Annotated in this window: 16 protein-coding genes and 1 tRNA gene; 10 read left to right on the top strand and 7 right to left on the bottom strand. The window is 60.5% G+C overall.

Annotated elements, in window-relative coordinates:
- The first annotated feature begins 34 nt into the window (after positions 1 to 34).
- From pal to AC0969_RS05530, 6 genes are all read left to right on the top strand, one after another.
- Positions 35 to 574 carry a peptidoglycan-associated lipoprotein Pal gene (gene pal / locus AC0969_RS05555; RefSeq protein WP_479623146.1) on the top strand — a complete coding sequence of 180 codons (540 nt, stop codon included), beginning with the start codon at positions 35 to 37 and terminating at the stop codon, positions 572 to 574.
- Positions 571 to 1365: a tol-pal system protein YbgF gene (gene ybgF, locus AC0969_RS05550; RefSeq protein WP_479623145.1), complete on the top strand. Its 795-nt coding sequence runs from the start codon at positions 571 to 573 to the stop codon at positions 1363 to 1365. Before pal ends, ybgF begins: the two co-directional genes overlap by 4 nt.
- A gap of 160 nt (positions 1366 to 1525) precedes the next feature.
- Entirely contained in the window at positions 1526 to 2239 is a 714-nt protein-coding gene (locus tag AC0969_RS05545) for a tRNA threonylcarbamoyladenosine dehydratase (protein ID WP_479623349.1), read from the top strand.
- A gap of 50 nt (positions 2240 to 2289) precedes the next feature.
- A tRNA-Lys gene (locus AC0969_RS05540) sits at positions 2290 to 2365 on the top strand.
- Between the two features lie 493 nt (positions 2366 to 2858).
- On the top strand, positions 2859 to 3848 hold the full coding sequence (locus AC0969_RS05535; protein WP_479623144.1) for an IS481 family transposase: 990 nt from the start codon (positions 2859 to 2861) through the stop codon (positions 3846 to 3848).
- Positions 3849 to 4522: 674 nt separating this feature from the next.
- Positions 4523 to 7462 carry a bifunctional diguanylate cyclase/phosphodiesterase gene (locus AC0969_RS05530; protein WP_479623143.1) on the top strand — a complete coding sequence of 980 codons (2940 nt, stop codon included), beginning with the start codon at positions 4523 to 4525 and terminating at the stop codon, positions 7460 to 7462.
- A gap of 109 nt (positions 7463 to 7571) precedes the next feature.
- On the opposite strand, the gene ettA is transcribed toward AC0969_RS05530, so the two are convergent.
- On the bottom strand, positions 7572 to 9233 hold the full coding sequence (ettA, locus tag AC0969_RS05525; protein WP_479623142.1) for an energy-dependent translational throttle protein EttA: 1662 nt from the start codon (positions 9231 to 9233) through the stop codon (positions 7572 to 7574).
- A 257-nt stretch (positions 9234 to 9490) separates the two neighbouring features.
- On the opposite strand from ettA, the gene AC0969_RS05520 reads away from it, so the two are divergent.
- From AC0969_RS05520 to AC0969_RS05510, 3 genes are all read left to right on the top strand, one after another.
- Complete coding sequence (locus tag AC0969_RS05520) at positions 9491 to 11368, top strand: DEAD/DEAH box helicase (protein WP_479623141.1); 1878 nt, start codon at positions 9491 to 9493, stop codon at positions 11366 to 11368.
- 208 nt (positions 11369 to 11576) lie between these two features.
- Entirely contained in the window at positions 11577 to 13103 is a 1527-nt protein-coding gene (locus AC0969_RS05515; protein WP_479623140.1) for a methyl-accepting chemotaxis protein, read from the top strand.
- 80 nt (positions 13104 to 13183) lie between these two features.
- Complete coding sequence (locus AC0969_RS05510) at positions 13184 to 13873, top strand: heavy-metal-associated domain-containing protein (RefSeq protein ID WP_479623139.1); 690 nt, start codon at positions 13184 to 13186, stop codon at positions 13871 to 13873.
- Here the strand turns inward: AC0969_RS05510 and AC0969_RS05505 are convergent, their stop codons facing one another.
- From AC0969_RS05505 to mltG, 6 genes are read right to left on the bottom strand one after another with little or no spacing between them, the layout of a single operon-like run.
- Positions 13874 to 14521, bottom strand: coding sequence for an ankyrin repeat domain-containing protein (locus AC0969_RS05505; RefSeq protein ID WP_479623138.1), 648 nt, complete (start codon positions 14519 to 14521; stop codon positions 13874 to 13876).
- A complete protein-coding gene (locus AC0969_RS05500) occupies positions 14518 to 15312 on the bottom strand; it encodes a TatD family hydrolase (RefSeq protein ID WP_479623137.1) in 795 nt (264 codons plus the stop codon). Before AC0969_RS05500 ends, AC0969_RS05505 begins: the two co-directional genes overlap by 4 nt.
- 27 nt (positions 15313 to 15339) lie before the next feature.
- A complete protein-coding gene (locus AC0969_RS05495) occupies positions 15340 to 15699 on the bottom strand; it encodes a PilZ domain-containing protein (RefSeq protein WP_479623136.1) in 360 nt (119 codons plus the stop codon).
- Positions 15696 to 16697 (bottom strand): DNA polymerase III subunit delta', encoded by a 1002-nt coding sequence (locus tag AC0969_RS05490; RefSeq protein ID WP_479623135.1) that lies wholly within the window; start codon positions 16695 to 16697, stop codon positions 15696 to 15698. Before AC0969_RS05490 ends, AC0969_RS05495 begins: the two co-directional genes overlap by 4 nt.
- Positions 16694 to 17347 carry a dTMP kinase gene (gene tmk, locus AC0969_RS05485; protein WP_479623134.1) on the bottom strand — a complete coding sequence of 218 codons (654 nt, stop codon included), beginning with the start codon at positions 17345 to 17347 and terminating at the stop codon, positions 16694 to 16696. Before tmk ends, AC0969_RS05490 begins: the two co-directional genes overlap by 4 nt.
- On the bottom strand, positions 17344 to 18327 hold the full coding sequence (gene mltG, locus AC0969_RS05480) for an endolytic transglycosylase MltG (RefSeq protein WP_479623133.1): 984 nt from the start codon (positions 18325 to 18327) through the stop codon (positions 17344 to 17346). The genes tmk and mltG overlap by 4 nt, the downstream gene beginning before the upstream one ends.
- A gap of 47 nt (positions 18328 to 18374) precedes the next feature.
- Between mltG and ygfZ the strand changes: the two genes are divergently transcribed.
- Complete coding sequence (gene ygfZ / locus AC0969_RS05475; RefSeq protein ID WP_479623132.1) at positions 18375 to 19262, top strand: CAF17-like 4Fe-4S cluster assembly/insertion protein YgfZ; 888 nt, start codon at positions 18375 to 18377, stop codon at positions 19260 to 19262.
- Positions 19263 to 19553 lie beyond the last annotated feature (291 nt).

Genomic DNA, 19553 nt, shown 5'->3' with positions numbered 1-19553 from the left:
AACAACACCTTTTCTGTTTAACTAGGAGATATAAATGAAAAATTTAATGTGGGCCATTTCATTGACCGCCGTTTTGGCCGGTTGTGCATCCGGTGTGAAGCTGGACGATGTACCTGTCGTTGATAAAAGCAATGCTGGTGTGACCCAGGCAGGCAGCATGGATGGCGGCAACACGGCCGACGTGACCAAAAGTGTTGTGACACCTGTGGAATTACTGGTCTCTAACTCGGTGGCCACTGGTCCACGCGATGGCCGTATGGTGTACTTTGACTACGATAGTTACGCCGTCAAATCCAATGACCAAACAGTCATCGATGCCAATGCCCGCTACCTCAAGGCAGATAAGGCCCGTCATGCCGTAGTCGAAGGCCATACCGATGACCGTGGTGGTCGTGAGTACAACTTGGCTTTGGGGCAAAAACGCGCTGAATCTGTGCGCCGTGCCTTGGGCCTGCTGGGGGTCGCTGATGCCCAGCTCGAAGCGGTAAGTTTTGGTAAAGAGAAGCCCGCAGTGCAAGGTGGTGACGAAGCTGCCTTGGCGAAAAACCGTCGCGCCGAGATCAGCTACCGATGAGCCGATTCACCCTGCGCCCGGTCGCTCTGGCGTTGTGTTGCTGGATGCTCTTGGCAACCAGCGCCCAGGCCGGGGTGTTCGATGACGACGAAGCCCGCAAAGCCATTCTGGACCTCCGCCAACGTGTCGATAGCAGCCGCGTTGCGGCTGAATCCGCCAACCAAAAGTTGGCAGAAGACCTCCGTCGCTCGACCGACGAGAACGGCCAGCTGCGTCGCAGCTTGCTCGACTTGCAAAGCCAAATCGACAATTTGCGAGCCGACCTGGCCAAGCTACGCGGGTTGGACGAACAACTCGCACGAGATCTGGCCGACGTGCAGCGCCGCCTGAAAGACCAAGCGCAAGGTGTAGACGAGCGTTTGCGCAAGTTTGAACCCACCAAGGTGGCGGTGGATGGCAGCGAGTTCACTGCCGACCCTGCCGAGGTGCGTGATTTTGATACCGCTTTGGCGGTGCTGCGAACTGGAGATTTTGCGGCTGCACAAACGGGCTTTATGGGCTTTGTGAAGCGTTATCCACAAAGCGGCTACGGCCCCTCCGCTTTATTTTGGTTGGGCAATGCCCAGTATGCCAATAAAGACTACAAAAACGCAGTGTCCAACTTTCGTGCCATGCTTGCGACAACACCAGAGCATGCCCGCGCCCCTGAAGCTGCGCTGTCTATTGCCAATTGCCAAATGGAGCTAAAAGACAGCCGCGCCGCGCGCAAAACACTGGAAGATCTAGTCAAAGCCTACCCGCAGTCAGAAGCCGCATCAGCAGCCAAAGACCGACTGGCCAAGCTTAAATAATATCTTTTTCAATAGCATATATTTGCTACATATTTAATAGCTATCTACGCTTATTAAATATGCGCTAAGAGGATATTTCTTGCATAATTTCTCTACCGATGAAGTGCCACAGGCTGCCGATCTGACGCGACGTTTTGGTGGCCTGGAGCGCTTGTACGGCATGACAGGTGCAGCACGTATACGAGCGGCCCACGTGGCGGTGGTTGGTATAGGCGGGGTGGGCTCTTGGACTGTAGAAGCCCTGGCCCGCAGCGGGGTAGGGCGCTTGACCCTGATTGACCTTGATCACGTATCTGAATCCAATATCAACCGCCAAATTCATGCCCTTGAAACCACCGTGGGCCAATCCAAGGTGCTGGCCATGCGGGATCGCATAGCCAACATCAACCCGGCCTGTGTGGTGTATTGCATCGAAGACTTCGTGGAGCCGGCCAACTGGCCTCAATTACTGCCTTTCGATGTGGATGCGGTGGTGGATGCCTGCGATCAGGTAAAAGCCAAAACCGCGATGGCTGCTTGGGCGCTTCAGACGCACACCTGTTTCATCTCTGTAGGTGCCGCAGGCGGCAAACGCCACGCACACAAAGTCGATATAGACGACTTGTCGCTGACCACCCATGATCCGTTGCTTGCCCAGCTACGTTACCGTTTGCGAAAAGAACATGCAGCACCACGGGAAGGTAAAAAAATCGGCGTGGCCTGCGTATTCAGCCGAGAAGCGGTCATGCCACCCGATGTTTCCTGCGCCATCGAAGGCGACGGCAGCTTGAATTGTCATGGCTACGGTTCCGTTGTTAGCGTGACGGCAACTTTCGGTCAATGCGCAGCCGGATGGATTTTTGATCAATTAGCATCGAAGATTGAAAAGAGGTAAAAATACACGCTATAATTTGAGGCTGCGCTACAGTGTTAAATCACAAAGCCGGGACGTTAGCTCAGTTGGTAGAGCAGCGGACTTTTAATCCGTTTGTCGTGGGTTCGACCCCCGCACGTCCCACCAGGATTTTCAAGACGCAAGTACTTGATTTCAAAGGCCTCCTACCCGGAGGCCTTTGTCATTTCTGGGTTGAAATGTCGTAACCAGGGCTTAAGAGACGCTAGTGATAGCGCAATTGATAGCGATGGAAAGTTCGAGAGGGCTGGTCTAGCCTGCATTCGCAACGGTGTTCTACAAGGGGGGCAATGCGCCGTGTGCCGGCCTGTGCCGTTCAATAGGCTTGCATCGCTCCATCATTTCGCTCGCCGGCGGTTGTTTGTGGCCAAAAGGGCTAAACATCGGTTAATAGACCTTATTCCAACAACTCTGGAGTAAGAAATGAACCATGAAATTTTCCCGTGCGACACCGCAGTGCGCACACCGTCCGCAATCCTCTTGACCCAAGGAGGTGTCGAGTTCCGTGCGATTATGTACCCCGTCGCAGCTGGCCGCTCTTTAGGGCGCGGGAGCTGATGCATGGCGTGATAGCCTCATACAAGCACAAGGAACCCAGCCCGTGAGTCAAGTCCATCCCCTGGCCCGAACGACACCCCGTGTTCGCGCTGAAATCAGGAACTCCAATGCGGGAGTGACGGCACTGGCCGAGCTCTACAACATCAGCGTTGCCACCGCCCGTAAGTGGAAGGGGCGCGAGGATGTGCTGGATCGTTCGCACCGAGCACATGATCTTGGTACCACTTTGAGCTTAGCCCAGGAGGCCGTGGTGGTGGAGATTCGTCGCCTGTGCCTGCTGCCTCTGGATGACCTGGTCAGCATCACGCGTCGGTTCATCAACCCCGATGTATCCCGCTCGGGTATCAGTCGCCTGCTGCGCCGTGCGGGTGTTGCCAAGCTGGCGGACTTACAAATCAAAGAAGAAGGCGAAGACACGCCAAAGAAGACCTTCAAAGACTACGTTCCGGGCTTCGTGCACATCGACATCAAGTACCTGCCGCAGATGCCCGACGAGGACAGTCGGCGCTACCTGTTCGTCGCCATAGACCGGGCTACGCGCTGGGTTTACCTGCGTGTGTATGACGACCAAACCGAGGCCAGCAGCACCGACTTTTTGCGGCGCTTACGCCAAGTTTCCGCCTTCAAGATCACCAAGATATTGACCGACAACGGCACGCAGTTCACGGACCGTTTTACCAGCAAAGAAAAGCAGCCCACAGGCAAACATCTGTTTGACCAGCAATGCATCGCGCAGGGGATTGAGCACCGTTTGATTCCGCCCCGATACCCCCAAACCAATGGCATGGTGGAGCGCTTCAATGGGCGTATCAGCGAGATCGCCCGGCAAACCCGGTTTGCCTCAGCCGCTGAACTGGAGGCCACGCTAACGAACTACCTCAACACGTACAACCACCATATTCCGCAGCGGGCGCTGAACCACATCTCGCCTATCGAAGCTCTTCAGGCTTGGCGCAAGAAGTCTCCTGAATTGTTCGTGAAGCGGGTATATAAACAGGCGGAACTTGACATGCCGGCCTGTGCCGTTCAATAGGCTTGCATCGCTCCATCACTTCGCTCGCCGACGGTTGTTTGTGCCCGAAAGGCTAAACACAGAACGGTATCGACGATGAGCTTTCATGCATCAATCGCTAAACAGGTGGTGTCAAAGCAGCTTACCCGGGTCGGCAAAGCCTGCTGAGCCAACGCAGCATTTGACGCATTGGCAGTCGAGACATGCCGTAGCCTGTCGAAAGTCGATGTGAACGAGTTTCGGGAATAAGGCCAAATAAGGGGGCAGCATAAATTATTATTTATGTACTGGCGTACTAGATGTATATTAACATAATATACATCGTATGAAGTAATGCGCAGGCGCAAGCACTGCCGAAAAGACACCGAAGCCCGCGTGGAATTGGCCTCGCGTACCAAAGGTCCCAATCCAGTAGCTTGGTGAGTGCAAAAGTTGGCTGGAACCATAGTCGGCAGCATTTCGCTCGCTACGCCGCAACACGAGCAGCTGCTTGCGAACGGTTGTAGTTGGGACTTCTGGCCTCATGTGCAATTGAATCCAAATAAGTCCGCTAGTCTTTAGTGGCAAGACTATAGTTATGCCAAAAAAAGTTGACACACTTGAATGAAAATTGAATTCATCGTTCCATGACCCGCATGCACCACAGGCGCATTCCTCGCCTCATTCATACGTGGGTGGTGGCTGGCATTGTTTTTATGGCAGCAGCCTGCGGGTCTGTTTTGTTGGTGTGGAATATGGAGCAACGGCGGTTGCAAAGCGAACGCGCACGCGTAGGTGGCATCGTCGCAGACCGGGTGTACGCCATCCAAAGCACGATTGAACGGGCGCTATCCAGCACTTACGCGTTGTCGGCGCTGGTACACCAGGCTGGAGGTGAGTTCTCTAATTTTGAAGGTGTGGCCGGGGAAATGCTGCGCTTGTATCCGGGGGTTACTGTGCTGGGTTTATCACCGGGTGGCGTGATTCGCCAAGTCGCCCCCTTGGTGGGTAATGAGCGCAGTCTTGGCTTTAACCAACTGGAAGATCCAGTGCAAGGGGAAGAAGCCTCGCGGGCAAAAAAAACCGGTAAATTGACCCTCGCCGGGCCGATGAATTTGGTGCAAGGTGGCTTGGGGCTGGTGGGGCGGTTACCGGTATATTTGTCGGCGCTGCCGGAGCTCCCATCGCAAGACAATGCCCCCCAGTTCTGGGGCTTTGTGTACGTGGTGATACGGCTTCCTCAGGCTATGGCTGGCAGCGGTATGGCGCAACTCGCCGAACAAGGCATTGCGTTTGAATTGTGGCGCGACCACCCTGTGACCCATGTGCGGCAATCCATCCATGCGTCCGGCCTGCACGCGCTGGTAGAGCCCGTAGAGCGCAATGTGAGTGTGCCTAATGGAAGCTGGATTTTAAGTGCTGCCCCGGTCAATGGGTGGGGCGATCCAGCCGGACTGTCCTTGAAAGCTGCCCTCGGCTTTTTGTTCAGTGCGACCTTGGCTGGGGCCGCCCAGTTACTCATGCAACTCAAACGCCAGGAACGGCGGTTGGAGTCCCTTGTGGGTGAGCGGACCCGCGAAATTTACGCAACCCAAAACAAACTACAAGCGACTCTGGATGCCATCCCCGATCTGATGTTTGAGTTGGGCTTGGATGGCACGGTGTATGACTGCCGCACGCCCCCTGCCCTGCACGTGGACATCCAACCCCATCAATACATCGGTCGTAAAGCAGTGGATGTATTGCCACCAGATGCAGCTTTCACGGTGGATGCCGCTTTGGCCGAGGCGCAACAGACCGGGCGCTCGGAAGGCGGCGCGCTGGCGCTGCCATTTCCCAAGGGCGAACAGTGGTTTGAAATTTCCGTGGCACGCAAAACACACACGGGCGAATTACTGCATAAAGGTGAATCGCGCTTCATTCTGTTGGCCCGCAACATCTCCCAGCGGGTGCAGGCGGAACTCGACTTGCGCATTGCCGCCACCGCCTTTAACGCACAGGATGGTATGGCGATTACCAATGCCCAGCGTCGTCTCTTGCGTTGCAACTCGGCGTTTACCCAGATCACCGGCTACACCGAAGCCGATCTCAAGGGGCTGAGTCTGAATATCCTCAATTCTGACCGCCATAACCGAGATTTTTACCAGGCCATGTGGGACCGCGTGGATGCCACCGGCACCTGGAGTGGTGAGGTTTGGAATCGGCGGAAAAATGGCGAAATCTATCCTGACGCGCGCACCACTACCGTCGTCAAAGATGCCCATGGGCGGGTCACGCATTACGTCAACACCTTCCATGACATCACCCAACGCAAGGCGGCCGAAGACGAGATCAACCAACTGGCCTTTTACGACCCGCTGACCCGCCTCCCCAACCGCCGCCTGCTGATGGACCGCTTGCGCCAAGCCCTGGCGCTGGGCGCACGCAGCCACGACTTTGGCGCGTTGCAGTTCATTGACCTGGATAACTTCAAAGCCCTCAACGACAGCCTCGGCCACGACATGGGCGACCTGTTACTGCAACAGGTCGCCGGGCGGCTAACCGAATGCGTGCGTGCTACCGACACGGTGGCACGTCTGGGTGGGGATGAGTTTGTGGTGCTACTGACCCAACTCAGCACCCACCGCGAAGAGGCTGCCGCCCATGCCGAGGCCGTGGGCGAAAAAATGCGCCATGCCATCACCCAGCCCTATTTACTGGAAACGCACGAACACCAGCTCTCAGCCAGCCTAGGCATCACTCTGTACCAGGGCGTGGATTCCAGCATTGACGAACTACTCAAACAGGCCGATCTGGCCATGTACCAGGCCAAAGCCGCCGGGCGCAACACGCTGAGCTTTTATGATCCACAGATGCAGGCGGTGGTCAACACCCGCGTGGCACTAGAGGCCGACATCCGCCGCGCCTTGTTGCTGCAACAGTTCCAGCTCTACTACCAGGTGCAGGTGGATGCACAAGGTCTGCCCGCAGGGGCCGAGGCACTGCTGCGCTGGCCGCACCCGCTGCGCGGCATGGTGCCACCCAACGACTTCATCCCGCTGGCCGAAGACACCGGCTTAATCTTGCCGCTGGGCCACTGGGTGTTGCAACAGGCCTGCACCCAGCTCCAAGCCTGGAGCCAGCAGGCCCACACCCGGCATTTGACGCTGGCCGTGAACGTCAGCGCGCGGCAGTTTCGCCAGCCCGACTTTGTGGCATCGGTGCTACAGGTGCTGGACAGCACCCAAGCCCCGGCGCGTCTGCTGAAACTGGAGCTGACCGAAAGCCTGCTGGTCAATGACGTAGAAGACACCATCGCCAAGATGCACGCGCTTAAGGCCCGTGGCGTAGGTTTTTCATTGGATGACTTCGGCACAGGCTATTCATCGCTGTCCTATCTGAAGCGCCTGCCACTGGACCAATTGAAGATCGACCAGTCCTTCGTGCGTGACTTGCTCACCGATGCCAACGATGCCGCCATCGCACGCACGGTCATTGCACTCGGCCACAGCCTGGGCCTGGCCGTGATTGCAGAAGGCGTTGAAACCGCAGAGCACCAGACGTTTTTAGCCTTGGCAGGCTGCGATGCCTACCAAGGCTACTTTTTTGGTCGACCTGTGCCGCATGCCCTATTCGAGCAAACCCTGCAAAAAAAAGAGGTGCTACAGATTAAGTAGCACCTCGCGAATATTCCATATGCGCTAGTAGCCTAAAAGGCATACCCCGCATCTAGAGATTCCACGGCATAGGCTCCGCCAGACTGCGGGAATCGCCCGTTGCGTGCTTCTATTTCAAAGCCTTGAAACGCATCCGTTTTGGCTTGGCACCCTCTTCGCCCAAACGCTTCTTCTTGTCGGCTTCGTACTCTTGGTAATTGCCGTCAAAGAAGGTCCACTGGCTATCGCCTTCGCAGGCCAGGATGTGGGTGGCGATACGGTCCAGGAACCAGCGGTCATGGCTAATCACCATCAGCGAACCGGCGAATTCCAGCAGTGCGTCTTCCAGTGCTCGTAAGGTTTCCACGTCCAAGTCGTTGGATGGCTCATCCAGCATCAGCACGTTGCCGCCGGCAATCAGGGTCTTGGCCAGGTGCAAACGGCCACGCTCACCACCGGACAGCGAACCGACCCGCTTTTGCTGGTCGCCGCCGTTGAAGTTAAAGCGGCCACAGTAGGCGCGGCTGGCCATCTGGAACTTGCCTACGTTCAGAATGTCGAGTCCGCCGGACACGTCTTCCCACACGGTTTTTTCATTCGCCAAGTCGTCGCGGTTCTGGTCTACAAAGGCCATCTTGACGGTCTGGCCGATTTTCACCGTACCGCTGTCGGGCTGCTGCTGCCCGGCGATCATGCGGAACAGCGTGGATTTACCCGCACCATTGGGGCCGATGATGCCGACAATGGCACCAGGCGGCACTTTGAAGCTCAGGTTGTCGATCAGCACGCGGTCGCCAAAGGACTTGGTGACATTGACGAATTCGATCACTTCTTGGCCCAGGCGGTCGGCCACGGGGATGAAGATTTCGTTGGTTTCGTTGCGCCGTTGGTATTCAAAGTCGCTCAGTTCTTCAAAGCGGGCCAAACGGGCCTTGCTCTTGGCCTGGCGGGCCTTGGGGTTCTGGCGTGACCATTCCAATTCCTTCTTCAAGGCCTTGGCTCGCGACTCTTCGCCCTTTTGCTCTTGCTCCAGGCGAGCGCCCTTTTGCGTCAGCCAGTCAGAGTAGTTGCCCTTGTATGGAATGCCGGAGCCCCGGTCCAGCTCCAAAATCCATTCGGCAGCGTTGTCCAAAAAGTAACGGTCGTGGGTAATGGCCACCACGGTGCCCGAGTAGCGTTGCAAAAATTGCTCCAGCCAGTCCACCGATTCAGCGTCCAAGTGATTCGTTGGCTCGTCGAGCAGCAGCATGTCGGGCTTGCTTAGCAGCAGGCGGCACAGCGCCACACGGCGCTTTTCACCACCAGACAACACACCTACCACAGCATCCCACGGGGGCAAGCGCAGTGCGTCGGCGGCGATTTCCAGCTGGTGCTCGGAGTCGGTGCCGGCGGTGGCGATGATGGCTTCCAGCTCGGCCTGTTCGGCGGCCAGTGCATCGAAGTCGGCATCTTCTTCGCCGTAGGCGGTGTAGACCTCTTCCAGGCGGGCCTTGGCGGTAAAAACCTTGCCCATGGCGGACTCGACGCTTTCACGCACGGTTTGCGTAGGGTCCAGCTGGGGTTCCTGCGGCAGATAGCCAATGTTCAGGCCAGCCATGGGTTGGGCCTCACCTTCAATTTCCTTGTCCAGGCCCGCCATGATCTTGAGCAAGGTGGACTTGCCCGAGCCATTGGTACCCAGCACGCCGATCTTGGCGCCAGGGAAGAAGCTGAGCGAAATATCTTTAAGAATATGGCGTTTGGGCGGCACGATCTTGCCGACGCGGTTCATGGTAAATACGTACTGTGCCATCTTGTGTGCGAGGTTCTGGTTGCTAAAAAATCTGCCGAAACGGGTCGGGCGAACCCTGATTATCCCAGCATGCGACAATCCACAGGTTGCGGCATTCCAATTGGCTGCAACGCCAGCACTTCGCTGGGGGCCAAAACCAAGCCAACCCCGCTTGTTTTGCGTCCATTTTTAAAAATGCTTGCCTTTGATTGGTGCCCGCTTTCAACCTGCGGGCGAAAAGGTCTGGCTTCCCAAGCGCCCAGGACGGGCGCACAAAAATGAACTTTGAAGAACTGAATTTGGCCCCGGCCATTCTGAAGGCCGTGCAAGAGCAAGGCTATACCGAGCCCACCCCTATCCAAGCACAGGCCATTCCGGTCGTCTTGGCTGGGCACGATCTGCTGGGCGGTGCGCAAACCGGCACCGGCAAAACGGCAGCCTTCACCCTGCCCCTGTTGCAGCGCCTGTCCGAAAGCGCTCCGGCAACCAACAAATTTGGTGGCAAGGGCATCCGCGCCCTGGTGCTCACCCCCACCCGCGAACTCGCCGCCCAGGTGGAAGAGTCGGTGCAAACCTACGGTAAATACCTGGAGCTGACCTCCACCGTGATCTTTGGTGGCGTGGGTATGAACCCGCAAATCACCAAGGTCAAAAAAGGCGTGGACGTGTTGGTCGCCACCCCTGGCCGCCTGCTCGATCTGATGCAACAAGGCGTATTGGACCTGGGCCAGGTGCAGATGCTGGTGCTGGACGAAGCCGACCGCATGCTCGACATGGGCTTCATCCATGACGTGAAAAAAGTGCTGGCCGCCGTGCCCAAAGACAAGCAAAGCCTGTTGTTCTCGGCCACTTTCAGCGATGAAATCCGCGACCTGGCAGCCACCCTGCTGAAGAACCCGCAAAGCGTGCAAGTCACGCCGCGCAACACCACCGTGCAACGCATCACCCAGGTGATCCATCCGGTCGGTCGCGGCAAGAAAAAGGCCTTGCTGGCCCACATCATCCAGGAACACAACTGGAGCCAGGTGCTGGTGTTCACCCGCACCAAGTTCGGCGCCAACAACGTTGCAGAATTCTTGGAAAAGAACGGCATCAGCGCCATGGCGCTGCACGGCAACAAGAGCCAGTCTGCCCGCACGCAAGCCCTGCAAGGCTTCAAGAGCGGTGATGTGCGCGCTCTGGTCGCCACCGACATCGCGGCACGCGGCATCGACATCGACGACCTGCCCCACGTCGTCAACTATGAAATCCCGAACGTCTGCGAAGACTACGTGCACCGCATCGGCCGCACCGGTCGCGCCGGTGCCGAAGGCGCTGCCGTTAACTTGGTGTGTCTGGACGAAGAAGGCTTCATGCAAGACATCGAGCGCTTCACCAAGCAAGAAATTGCCGTGCAAGTGATCGAAGGCTTTATGCCCGAACCCGGCGAGCGTGCCGAACCCATCGCCATGGGTCGCCAGACGATCTGGGGCGGTGCAGGCAAGCCACCTAGCCGTGACGTGATGCAGGCTGCTGCCAAAACGGCCCGCACCGAAATGCTGCAACGCGTGCGTGACAGCAAGGGTGCGAATGGCGGCGACGGCGCTGGCCGTGGTAACAACGGTGGCGGCAATGGCGGCCCCCGTAGCAGCGCTCCCCGTGGCGGCCCCCGTGCCCCACAGGGCGACGGCATGGCGCCACGCCCCCAAGGCGCACGCCCACCCCAGGGTGGACGTGGCGGCCGTCCTAGCGGCCCCGGCGGTGCACGCACCGGTGGCGGCGGCTACGGTGGTGGCAATGCAGGTGGTGGTTATGGCGGCGGCAATGGCGGCGGCAACAGCTACGGCGGTGGTGGTAACGGAAATGGTGGCGGCTACGGCGGTGCCCAACCCGACCACACCCGCTCTGCGTCCATGGGTGGCCAGGGCCCCGCGCCCCGCCCCGCTCAAGGTGGCCAGCCTGACCCAATGCGCACCAGCGTAGACAGCATGCTCGACCGGGGTCGCCGTGGCGGCTTCGGCGGCGGCAACCGTAACAGCGGTGGTGGCGGCGGCTACGGTGGTGGCAATGGCGGCGGGAATGGTGGTAACGGCGGCGGTGGCGGCTTTGGCGGCGGCCGCAGCGGTGGCGGCGGTTCCCGGGGCCCCGGCGGCCCACGCGGCTCGTTTGGCCGTTAACCCCTTTTATCAAGAGGCTTTTAGGCCTCTAGCGCATGTGTAGTATGCACGTGTAGCTATCAAATAAAGAGTATTGGTACTCTGCATACAAGGCGCATGGCATTCGGCATGCGCCTTTTTTCATGCCTGAAACACTTTCTGACAGTTTGCTGTAAGCCGACGCAGATAGAAGCATCTCGGTTCCTAAAATAACGAACGAGACAAGCGCATGATTTTCAAAACCGTGTTTTCACCGGGCCTATGGCTTATGCGGCGCTTGCGCCTAGGGGGCAAGATCCTGCTGCTGGCAGCGGTGCTGTTGGCGACACCGATCGGGGTGCTGCTGCAATCTGTGTTGTCGGACAGCCGCAGCATGGGACTGGTCTGGCTCAGCGGCATCTGCGTGCTGGTATCGGCCTACCTGCTACAGGCTTTCTACTCCAGTTTTACCCAGGATCTGGCCCAAGTGCGCGAGGCGATGGGTCAATTGGTCAAAGGCGATTTGCGCTTGCGCTTGGTGCAACGTGGATCGGACGAGCTGGCCGCGCTCGCCACGGCCACCCAGCAGATCGGGGCCACGGTTTCCGCTATGGTGGCCAACGTACGCAGCAACGCGGCGTTTGTCGCACATTCGGGTAAAAGCCTGGCCAACGGCAACCGGGCCCTGTCCGACCGCACCGAGCAACAGGCCGCCAACCTGGAACAAACGGCGGCCAGCGTTGAGCAACTCTCCAGTACCGTACAAGATACCGCGCACACGGCCAGTCAGGCCAATACCCAGGCGGCCCGCGTGCGCGATGCCGCCGACCAGGGCGCGGCTACCATGGCCGAAGCCATTGCCGCAGTGGAGGCCATCCAGGGCAGCGCCAAGCGCATGGACGAGATCGTTGGTGTGATCGATGGGCTGGCCTTTCAGACCAACATCCTGGCGCTGAATGCGGCTGTGGAAGCGGCCCGCGCGGGTGAGTCGGGCCGGGGCTTTGCGGTGGTGGCCAGCGAGGTGCGTTCGCTGGCGCAGCGCTCGGCTGAAGCAGCCAAAGAAATCCGCCAGCTCATCAGTACCTCCAGCACCCAGGTGGGCAGCAGCGTACACAAGATCCGCACCGCCGGCAGCAGCCTTGGCGCCATCGTCACCGGCATCCGCGATGTGGCGGCCAACATGGCGCAAATCTCCACCTCCAGCGCCGAGCAAAGCACGGGCCTGAGCGAGATCACCTCTGCGGTGCAGCAGCTGGACGAAATCACCCAGCAAAACGCCAAAATGGTCGAGCACGCCGTCACCCAGGCCTCTACCTTGGAAAGCCGTGCCTCCACCTTGGTTGAAGCCGTGGCCATGTTCAAGCTACAGCAGGGGTCAGCCGAAGAGGCCATCGCCTTGGTGGAGCGCGCCCTGCTCCACCGCCGCCGGAGCGCCTCGTCGTCGTCACGCGACAGCTTTCTGCGCGACCTGACCCACCCCAGCCAAGGCTTTTTTGACCGCGACATGTACGTGTTTGTATTGGACCGCAGCGGCAGCTACCAGGCCTTTGGCGGCAATCCTGCCAAGGTGGGAACCCGGGTGCAAGACATTGCAGGCATTGACGGCGCAGGCCTGCTGCAGGCCATCTACGCCCAGGCCGAACGCGAGCCCGGTTGGGTGGAATACGACATCACCAACCCCAGCACCGGCCGGGTGCAGACCAAGATGTCGTTTGTGCAGTTGGTGGACGACTTGGCGGTGGGGTGTGGGGTCTACAAAAACCTGGTGGTGGCTTAGAACGTATTCAGGCATTGCAGTCGCAGCAGTCCATCCACTGGGCTACAAAGTTATGCTTTGTGCATTCTTTGGAACACACCATGCATACATTTGAAATCACAGGCATGACCTGTGGCGGCTGCGTCAAGCGCGTACAAGCCGCATTGGAAGCCGTCGCCCCGGGCGTGCAAGTTCAGCTGAAACCGCCGCAGGCCAGCGTGCCGGGCACATCGAATGTGACGACTCTGCAAGCCGCGCTGGCGGGCAGCCACTACGGCATCAAGGCCCTCGCCGTGGTGGAGCCACCCGTTGTCGCGCCCGGTTGGTTCGCCACCTACCGCCCGCTGCTACTCATCCTGGCCTACATCCTGGGTGCCAGCCTGCTGGTGCAGGGCGCACAGGTCACCGGCATGGACACCATGCGTTATTTCATGGCCGGATTTTTTTTGGTTTTTTCGTTCTTCAAGCTGCTGGACGTGGCCGCGTTTGCCGACGCCTATGCGGGCTACGACCTGCTGGCGCGGCGCTGGCGGCCCTGGGGGTTTGTCTACCCATTTGTGGAATTGGTGCTGGGCGTGGCCTATTTGTCGAACTTTGAGCCGATGCTGACCAACGCAGTGACCCTGGTGGTGATGGGCTTTTCGGCCATTGGCGTGATGGGTGCGGTGCTGGACAAGCGCAGCATCCGCTGTGCCTGTCTGGGCACGGTGTTTCAGCTGCCCATGTCCACCGTGACCATCATCGAAGACGTAGGCATGGTGTTGATGGCGGCTATGGCGCTGGCGATGTAGTTACCACGTCCCTTTGGGTTTACGCGCCCGCACGGCGGCGGTGACCATCTCCACCGTGGCCGGGCGGCTGGCTTTTTGCGCAAATTCAATGGCACCCAGGCCCAGCTGGTTCTTCAGCAGCGGGTCGGCGCCTTCTTCCAGCAGCAGTTGGACGGCATCGTCGCTGCCGTATTGCGCGGCCATCATCAGCGGCGTGCTGCCATTGGGCGAGGCTGCGTCGATGTAGGCATGGTGCTCCAGCAGCAGGCGGATCACGTCCAGGTGGCCGTGGGTGGCGGCGTAGTGCAGCGGGGTCCAGCCGGTTTTGTTGACATCTGCCTCCTTGGCGATGAGCTGGGCGCACAGAGCCAACTGGCCTTGCAGCGCGGCCAGCATCAAGGGGCTTTCGTCCTGGGCCGTGCGGGTCTCGGCCTTGATCTGCGGCCAGGACAGCAAGGCGTTAGCGGCTTTGTAGTTCTCGCCCTTCAAGGCCAGGTACAGGCCCGAGCGGCCCTCTGTATCGGTGGTGTTGCCGTCAAAACCGCGTTGCAGCAGCGTTTGGATGTTGCCCGCGTTGTCGCGCTGCACGGCGATGAAGAAGTCGTCAAACGAACCGGCTTGGGCAGTCCCCAGGGCCAGCATCAAGGCCAAGCTGAGCGCCTTTTTCATGCCAACACCCCGCTGAACAGGCGGTCAAAATTGGCGCTGGTGGTGTGCGCGACTTGCTCCACCGACAGATTCTTAATCTGCGCCACCTGCTGCGCCACATACGGCACGTAGGCGGGGGTGTTGGTCTTGCCACGGAACGGCATGGGCGCGAGATAGGGACTGTCGGTCTCGATTAGCAGGCGGTCCATGGGCACAAAGGCGGCCACGTCGCGGATGTCCTGGGCGGTCTTGAAGGTCAGGATGCCCGAGAAGGAGATGTAAAAACCCAGGTCCAGCGCGGCCCGGGCCACGGCCTGGGTTTCGGTGAAGCAGTGGAACACGCCGCCCGCGCTGCCCGGGGAGCCGTCCTCGCCCTCCTCGCGCAGGATGGCGAGGGTGTCGTCAGAGGCACTGCGGGTGTGGATCACCAGCGGCTTGGCCACCTGGCGGGCGGCGCGGATGTGGGTGCGAAAGCGGCTGCGCTGCCACTCCATATCGGCCACGGTGCGCTCGCCCAGGCGGTAGTAGTCCAGCCCGGTTTCGCCGATGCCGACCACACGGGGCAAGGCAGAGCGCTGCACCAGATCCATCAGGGTGGGCTCTTGTACGTCGTCGTTGTCGGGGTGCACGCCCACGGTGGCCCAGAAGTTGTCATACCCCGTGGCCAGGGCATGCACGTCGGCAAATTCTTCCAGCGTGGTGCAAATGCACAGGGCACGGGTGACCTGGGCCTCGGCCATGGCGGCGCGGATGGCGGGGAGCTGCACGACCAAATTGGGCATGCTGAGATGGCAGTGGGAGTCGGTGAACATGGCAGCCGCTGGGTAGCGGAGAAAAAACTAGATGGTTTGCGTGGGGCGGTCGGATGCCAGGTGCGGCCCGAGGATTTCTTCAATCTTGTTTTTCAGCACGCGGGCTTTTTCCTCTTTGGGAAATTGGATGCCGACACCTTGGGTGCGGTTGCCTGCGGCGCGGGCCGGCGTGACCCAGGCCACGCGCCCGGCGATGGGGTAGCGCTGCGGGTCGTCCGGCAGGGACAGTAGCACATACACGTCGTCGCCCAGCTGGTAGTCGCGGGCGGTGGCAATGAACAGGCCGCCCTCAGAAAACATCGGGATATAGGCCGCGTGCAGCGCGCCTTTTTCCTTGATGGACAGTTGGATGACGCTGGGGCGGGGCGAGGAATTGTTACTGCTCATGGCCGCGAGTTTAGGACGTTTTGGGCCCGGCCCACCAGGGATTCCAGCAGCAAGCCTGCATTGAACGGGTGCTCCACCACGCGGGCGGTGGCGTTCAGATCTTTCGACCACTGGGTCAGTGCGGCCAGCGGTGGCGGTTTGGGCAAATCGTTGGGGGCAAAAAACCGGGGTGCTGCGCCTACGCGGGCCAGCAGCAGGTCGTGGCAAAGCTTTTGCAGCGCGTCTACCACCTGGGCCGGAGCCCAGTCGGCAAACACGGTCAACACGCCTTGCCCCACGGCGCGGGGAATCGCCGACCAGCTCTGCGCGGTGCGCCCGGCGCGGGCCCATTGCAATGCGTCTTCCGGGCGGCTACCGGCGGCGGCCAGCAGCACCGGGGCATCGGCAGCGGGCACGCCCTGGGTTTGCAGCCAGGCGGTGGATACGTCCTGTTCGGGCCAGACCATGTTGTGGCCCATGCAGCGGCTGCGGATGGTGGGCAGCAACTGGTGGGCGGCCCCCGTGGCCAGTACAAATTTCACATCACCCGGCGGTTCTTCCAATGTTTTGAGCAAGGCGTTGGCGGTAATGTGGTTCATGCGCTCGGCCGGGTAGACCAGCACCGCCTTGCCCCGGCCCCGGCCACTGGTGCGCTGCGAGAATTCGACCGCATCGCGCATGGCATCCACGCGGATTTCCTTGCTGGGCTTGCGCTTTTTGTCGTCGATGTCGGACTGGGCCTTTTCGCTCAGCGGCCAGCCCAGCTCGAGCATCATGGCCTCTGGCATCAGCAGGCACAGGTCGGCGTGGGCGTGTACGTCGATGGCGTGGCAGCTAGGGCACTGGCCGCAGGCACCTTGGGCCGTGGGCGCATCGCACAGCCATGCCCGCACCAGCTCCATCGCCAGCGTGTACTGGCCCAGGCCGCTGGGGCCTTGCAGCAGCCAGGCGTGGCCGCGCTGGGCCAGCAGGCTGTCGCGCTGCTGCGCCACCCACGGGGGCAAGAGGGGGTTGCTCATGCTGGCTCCAACCAGCCACGGCCCACCAGCACGGCGTGGATTTGTTGCCACACCGCGTCGCGCGCCACGTCGGCGGCGATGCGTGCAAACCGGGCCGGGGCCTGGGCGGCGCGCTGGGCGTAACCGTCGGCCACGCGGGCAAAGAAGGCGGCGGGTTGGGACTCAAACCGGTCGGGCACGCGGGCCCCGGCCAACCGTTCGGCGGCCACACCGGGTGGCAGGTCGAACCACAGCGTGAGATCTGGATTACGAATGAAATCGGCACCTAGCGCAGGTACTGATTGCACATATAGCTCTAAATTTGATAGCACACCAAGATCAAAGCCCCGGCCACCGCCCTGGTAGGCAAAGGTGGCATCGGTGAAGCGGTCGCAGACCAGTACCTCGCCCCGCGCCAAGGCTGGCTCGATCACGTTCTGTAAATGGTCGCGCCGGGCGGCGAAGACCAGCAGGGCCTCGGTCAGCGGGTCCATCGCGTCGTTGAGCACCAGGGTGCGCAGCTTTTCGGCCAGCGGCGTGCCACCGGGTTCGCGGGTCAGCGTGACCACCCTGCCCTGCGCCTGGAACGCAGCGGCCACAGCGGCGATGTGGCTGGACTTGCCCGCGCCGTCAATGCCTTCAAAGCTGATAAAGATGCCGGGTGGGTTCATTTGTTGCGTTGAAATTTATTGACGGCGTTGTTGTGCTCGTCCAGGGTGCTGCTGAACTGGCTGGTGCCGTCGCCGCGCGCCACAAAGTACAGGGCAGTGGTGGGTGCGGGCTGCACTGCGGCCAGCAGCGATTGCGTGCCGGGCATGGCAATCGGCGTGGGCGGCAGGCCCCGGCGCAGGTAGGTGTTGTAGGGCGAGTCGGTTTGCAGATCGCGTTTGCGCAGATTGCCGTCAAAGTCGGCACCCAGGCCGTAGATCACGGTGGGGTCGGTTTGCAGCGGCATGCCGATGCGCAGCCGGTTGTTGAACACGCCGGCCACCAGGGTGCGGTCGCCCGACTGGCCGGTTTCTTTTTCGATGATGCTGGCCAGGGTCAGTGCCTGCTCGGGCGTTTGTGCCTGGGTGGTGGATTGGCGCAGCGCCCAGATGGCGGCCAGCTTTTTGTCCATCGCGTGCATGGCGCGTTTGAGCACCGCAAAGTCGCTGCTGCCCTTGGAATAGGTGTAGGTGTCGGGGAAGAAGCGGCCTTCTGGATGGGTGCCGGGGCGGCCCAACGCGGCCATGATGGATGCATTGCCCAGCGCTTGGCTGTCGGGCCGGAGCTGCTCTGCTTTGGCTAGCGCTGCACGCACCTGCACAAAGTTCCAGCCCTCCACCAGTGTCACCGTGCGCAGCGCCTCGTCACCGCGCACCAGCTTGCCCAGCAGGCTGATGGGCGTGGTGCCGCTGCCAATTTCATAGCTGCCCGCCTTGATCTGGCGGTCGCTGCCCGAGATGCGGAACCAGGCGTAGAGCAACACCGGTGAGGTTTTTACGCCCGCGTCCACCACCGCCTGGGCCACGCCGCGCGCGCCCTTACCGGGCTCAATCGACAGGTCCAGCGACGGCGCAGCCAGCGCCAGCGGCTGGTGCAACCACCACCATCCAGCGCCGCCACCCACACCCGCCACCAACAGCAAAATCAAGATCAGACGACGCACAGCCTTACAAGCCTTATAGATAACAAGCGGCGATGATAATTCACGCTATGACCTATCTTCTGAACGGCTCCGCCCCCCTCCCCCACCTTGGCATCATCCGCGCCGAAGGTGCCGATGCCGCCAAATTCCTGCACGGCCAGCTGACGCAAGACTTCGCGCTGTTGGGCCTGGATAGCGCCCGTCTGGCCGCGTTTTGCAACGCCAAGGGCCGCATGCAGGCCAGCTTCATCGGCTTCAAACGCAGCCCGACCGAGATTTTGCTGGTCTGCCACCGCGACCTGCTGGCCGCCACGCTCAAGCGCCTGGGCATGTTTGTGATGCGCGCCCAAGCCAAATTGACGGACGCAACGGCGGACTTTGCGCTGTACGGCGTGGTCGGAGGCCCGGCCCAACCCGCCTGGAGCACCGCCACGGTGGACGGCACCACCACCATTGCCCTCTACCCTGCCGACGGCCAGCCCCGCGCGATGGTGATTGCCCCCGCCGGTTTCCCCGCGCCCGCAGGCCCGGCGCTGAGCACCGCTGTATGGCTGTGGAGCGAGGTGCGCAGCGGTATCGCCACCGTGTCCACACCGATTTTTGAGGCCCTGGTGCCGCAGATGCTGAACTACGAGTCGGTCGGCGGCGTGAACTTCAAAAAAGGCTGCTACCCCGGCCAGGAAATCGTCGCCCGCAGCCAGTTTCGCGGCACCCTGAAGCGCCGCGCCGCCATCGTGCATAGCGAGGTGGCGATGGCCGCTGGGCAGGAAGTCTTTCATTCGTCGGATGCCGAACAGCCCTGCGGCGTGGTGGTGCAGGCCGCGCAGGCCCCCGAGGGCGGATGGGACGCGATTGTGTCTTTGCAGATTGCGGCGATGCAGGACGGGACGTTGACGGTGGATGGAGCGGCTTTGACCCTGCTGCCCCTGCCCTACGAGTTACTGGCGGATATTTAGCCTGGTGGGGTCAGATCCCAATTGCGCGCCAGATGGTAAAGGGATGAGAGCAGTCAAAACCCGCATTTGGGCTCTGACCCCTCCTGGCGGTTCTCCGTGACGGGCGATGCAGGCCGGTTGCGTTCCCTGGTGGCCGCAGCTCCGCTTCCGCTAGCCCGCCAATAGGGGTCAGAGCCTCATGCCACTAGGATAAGCCCCGTCGCATGCGAATCGCAGCCCTGGCTGCTGTGCGAGGCGTGTTCAGTAGTGGCAAAGGCTTCGGTCTTCGCTTCTTTGCCCTGGGCTCAATGC

It is taken from the genome of Rhodoferax sp. LB1P47 (assembly GCF_056521445.1).
Note: the sequence above shows the minus strand (reverse complement) of the source record. Positions and strands in the feature narration are given on the sequence as shown.

Bases quoted from the DNA above. Each gene is read 5' to 3' on its own strand.
- pal (WP_479623146.1), top strand. From the start codon at position 35: ATGAAAAATTTAATGTGGGCCATTTCATTGACCGCCGTTTTGGCCGGT.
- ybgF (WP_479623145.1), top strand. From the start codon at position 571: ATGAGCCGATTCACCCTGCGCCCGGTCGCTCTGGCGTTGTGTTGCTGG.
- AC0969_RS05545 (WP_479623349.1), top strand. From the start codon at position 1,526: ATGACAGGTGCAGCACGTATACGAGCGGCCCACGTGGCGGTGGTTGGT.
- AC0969_RS05530 (WP_479623143.1), top strand. From the start codon at position 4,523: ATGGCAGCAGCCTGCGGGTCTGTTTTGTTGGTGTGGAATATGGAGCAA.
- ettA (WP_479623142.1), bottom strand. From the start codon at position 9,233: ATGGCACAGTACGTATTTACCATGAACCGCGTCGGCAAGATCGTGCCG.
- AC0969_RS05520 (WP_479623141.1), top strand. From the start codon at position 9,491: ATGAACTTTGAAGAACTGAATTTGGCCCCGGCCATTCTGAAGGCCGTG.
- AC0969_RS05515 (WP_479623140.1), top strand. From the start codon at position 11,577: ATGATTTTCAAAACCGTGTTTTCACCGGGCCTATGGCTTATGCGGCGC.
- AC0969_RS05510 (WP_479623139.1), top strand. From the start codon at position 13,184: ATGCATACATTTGAAATCACAGGCATGACCTGTGGCGGCTGCGTCAAG.
- AC0969_RS05505 (WP_479623138.1), bottom strand. From the start codon at position 14,521: ATGAAAAAGGCGCTCAGCTTGGCCTTGATGCTGGCCCTGGGGACTGCC.
- AC0969_RS05500 (WP_479623137.1), bottom strand. From the start codon at position 15,312: ATGTTCACCGACTCCCACTGCCATCTCAGCATGCCCAATTTGGTCGTG.
- AC0969_RS05495 (WP_479623136.1), bottom strand. From the start codon at position 15,699: ATGAGCAGTAACAATTCCTCGCCCCGCCCCAGCGTCATCCAACTGTCC.
- AC0969_RS05490 (WP_479623135.1), bottom strand. From the start codon at position 16,697: ATGAGCAACCCCCTCTTGCCCCCGTGGGTGGCGCAGCAGCGCGACAGC.
- tmk (WP_479623134.1), bottom strand. From the start codon at position 17,347: ATGAACCCACCCGGCATCTTTATCAGCTTTGAAGGCATTGACGGCGCG.
- ygfZ (WP_479623132.1), top strand. From the start codon at position 18,375: ATGACCTATCTTCTGAACGGCTCCGCCCCCCTCCCCCACCTTGGCATC.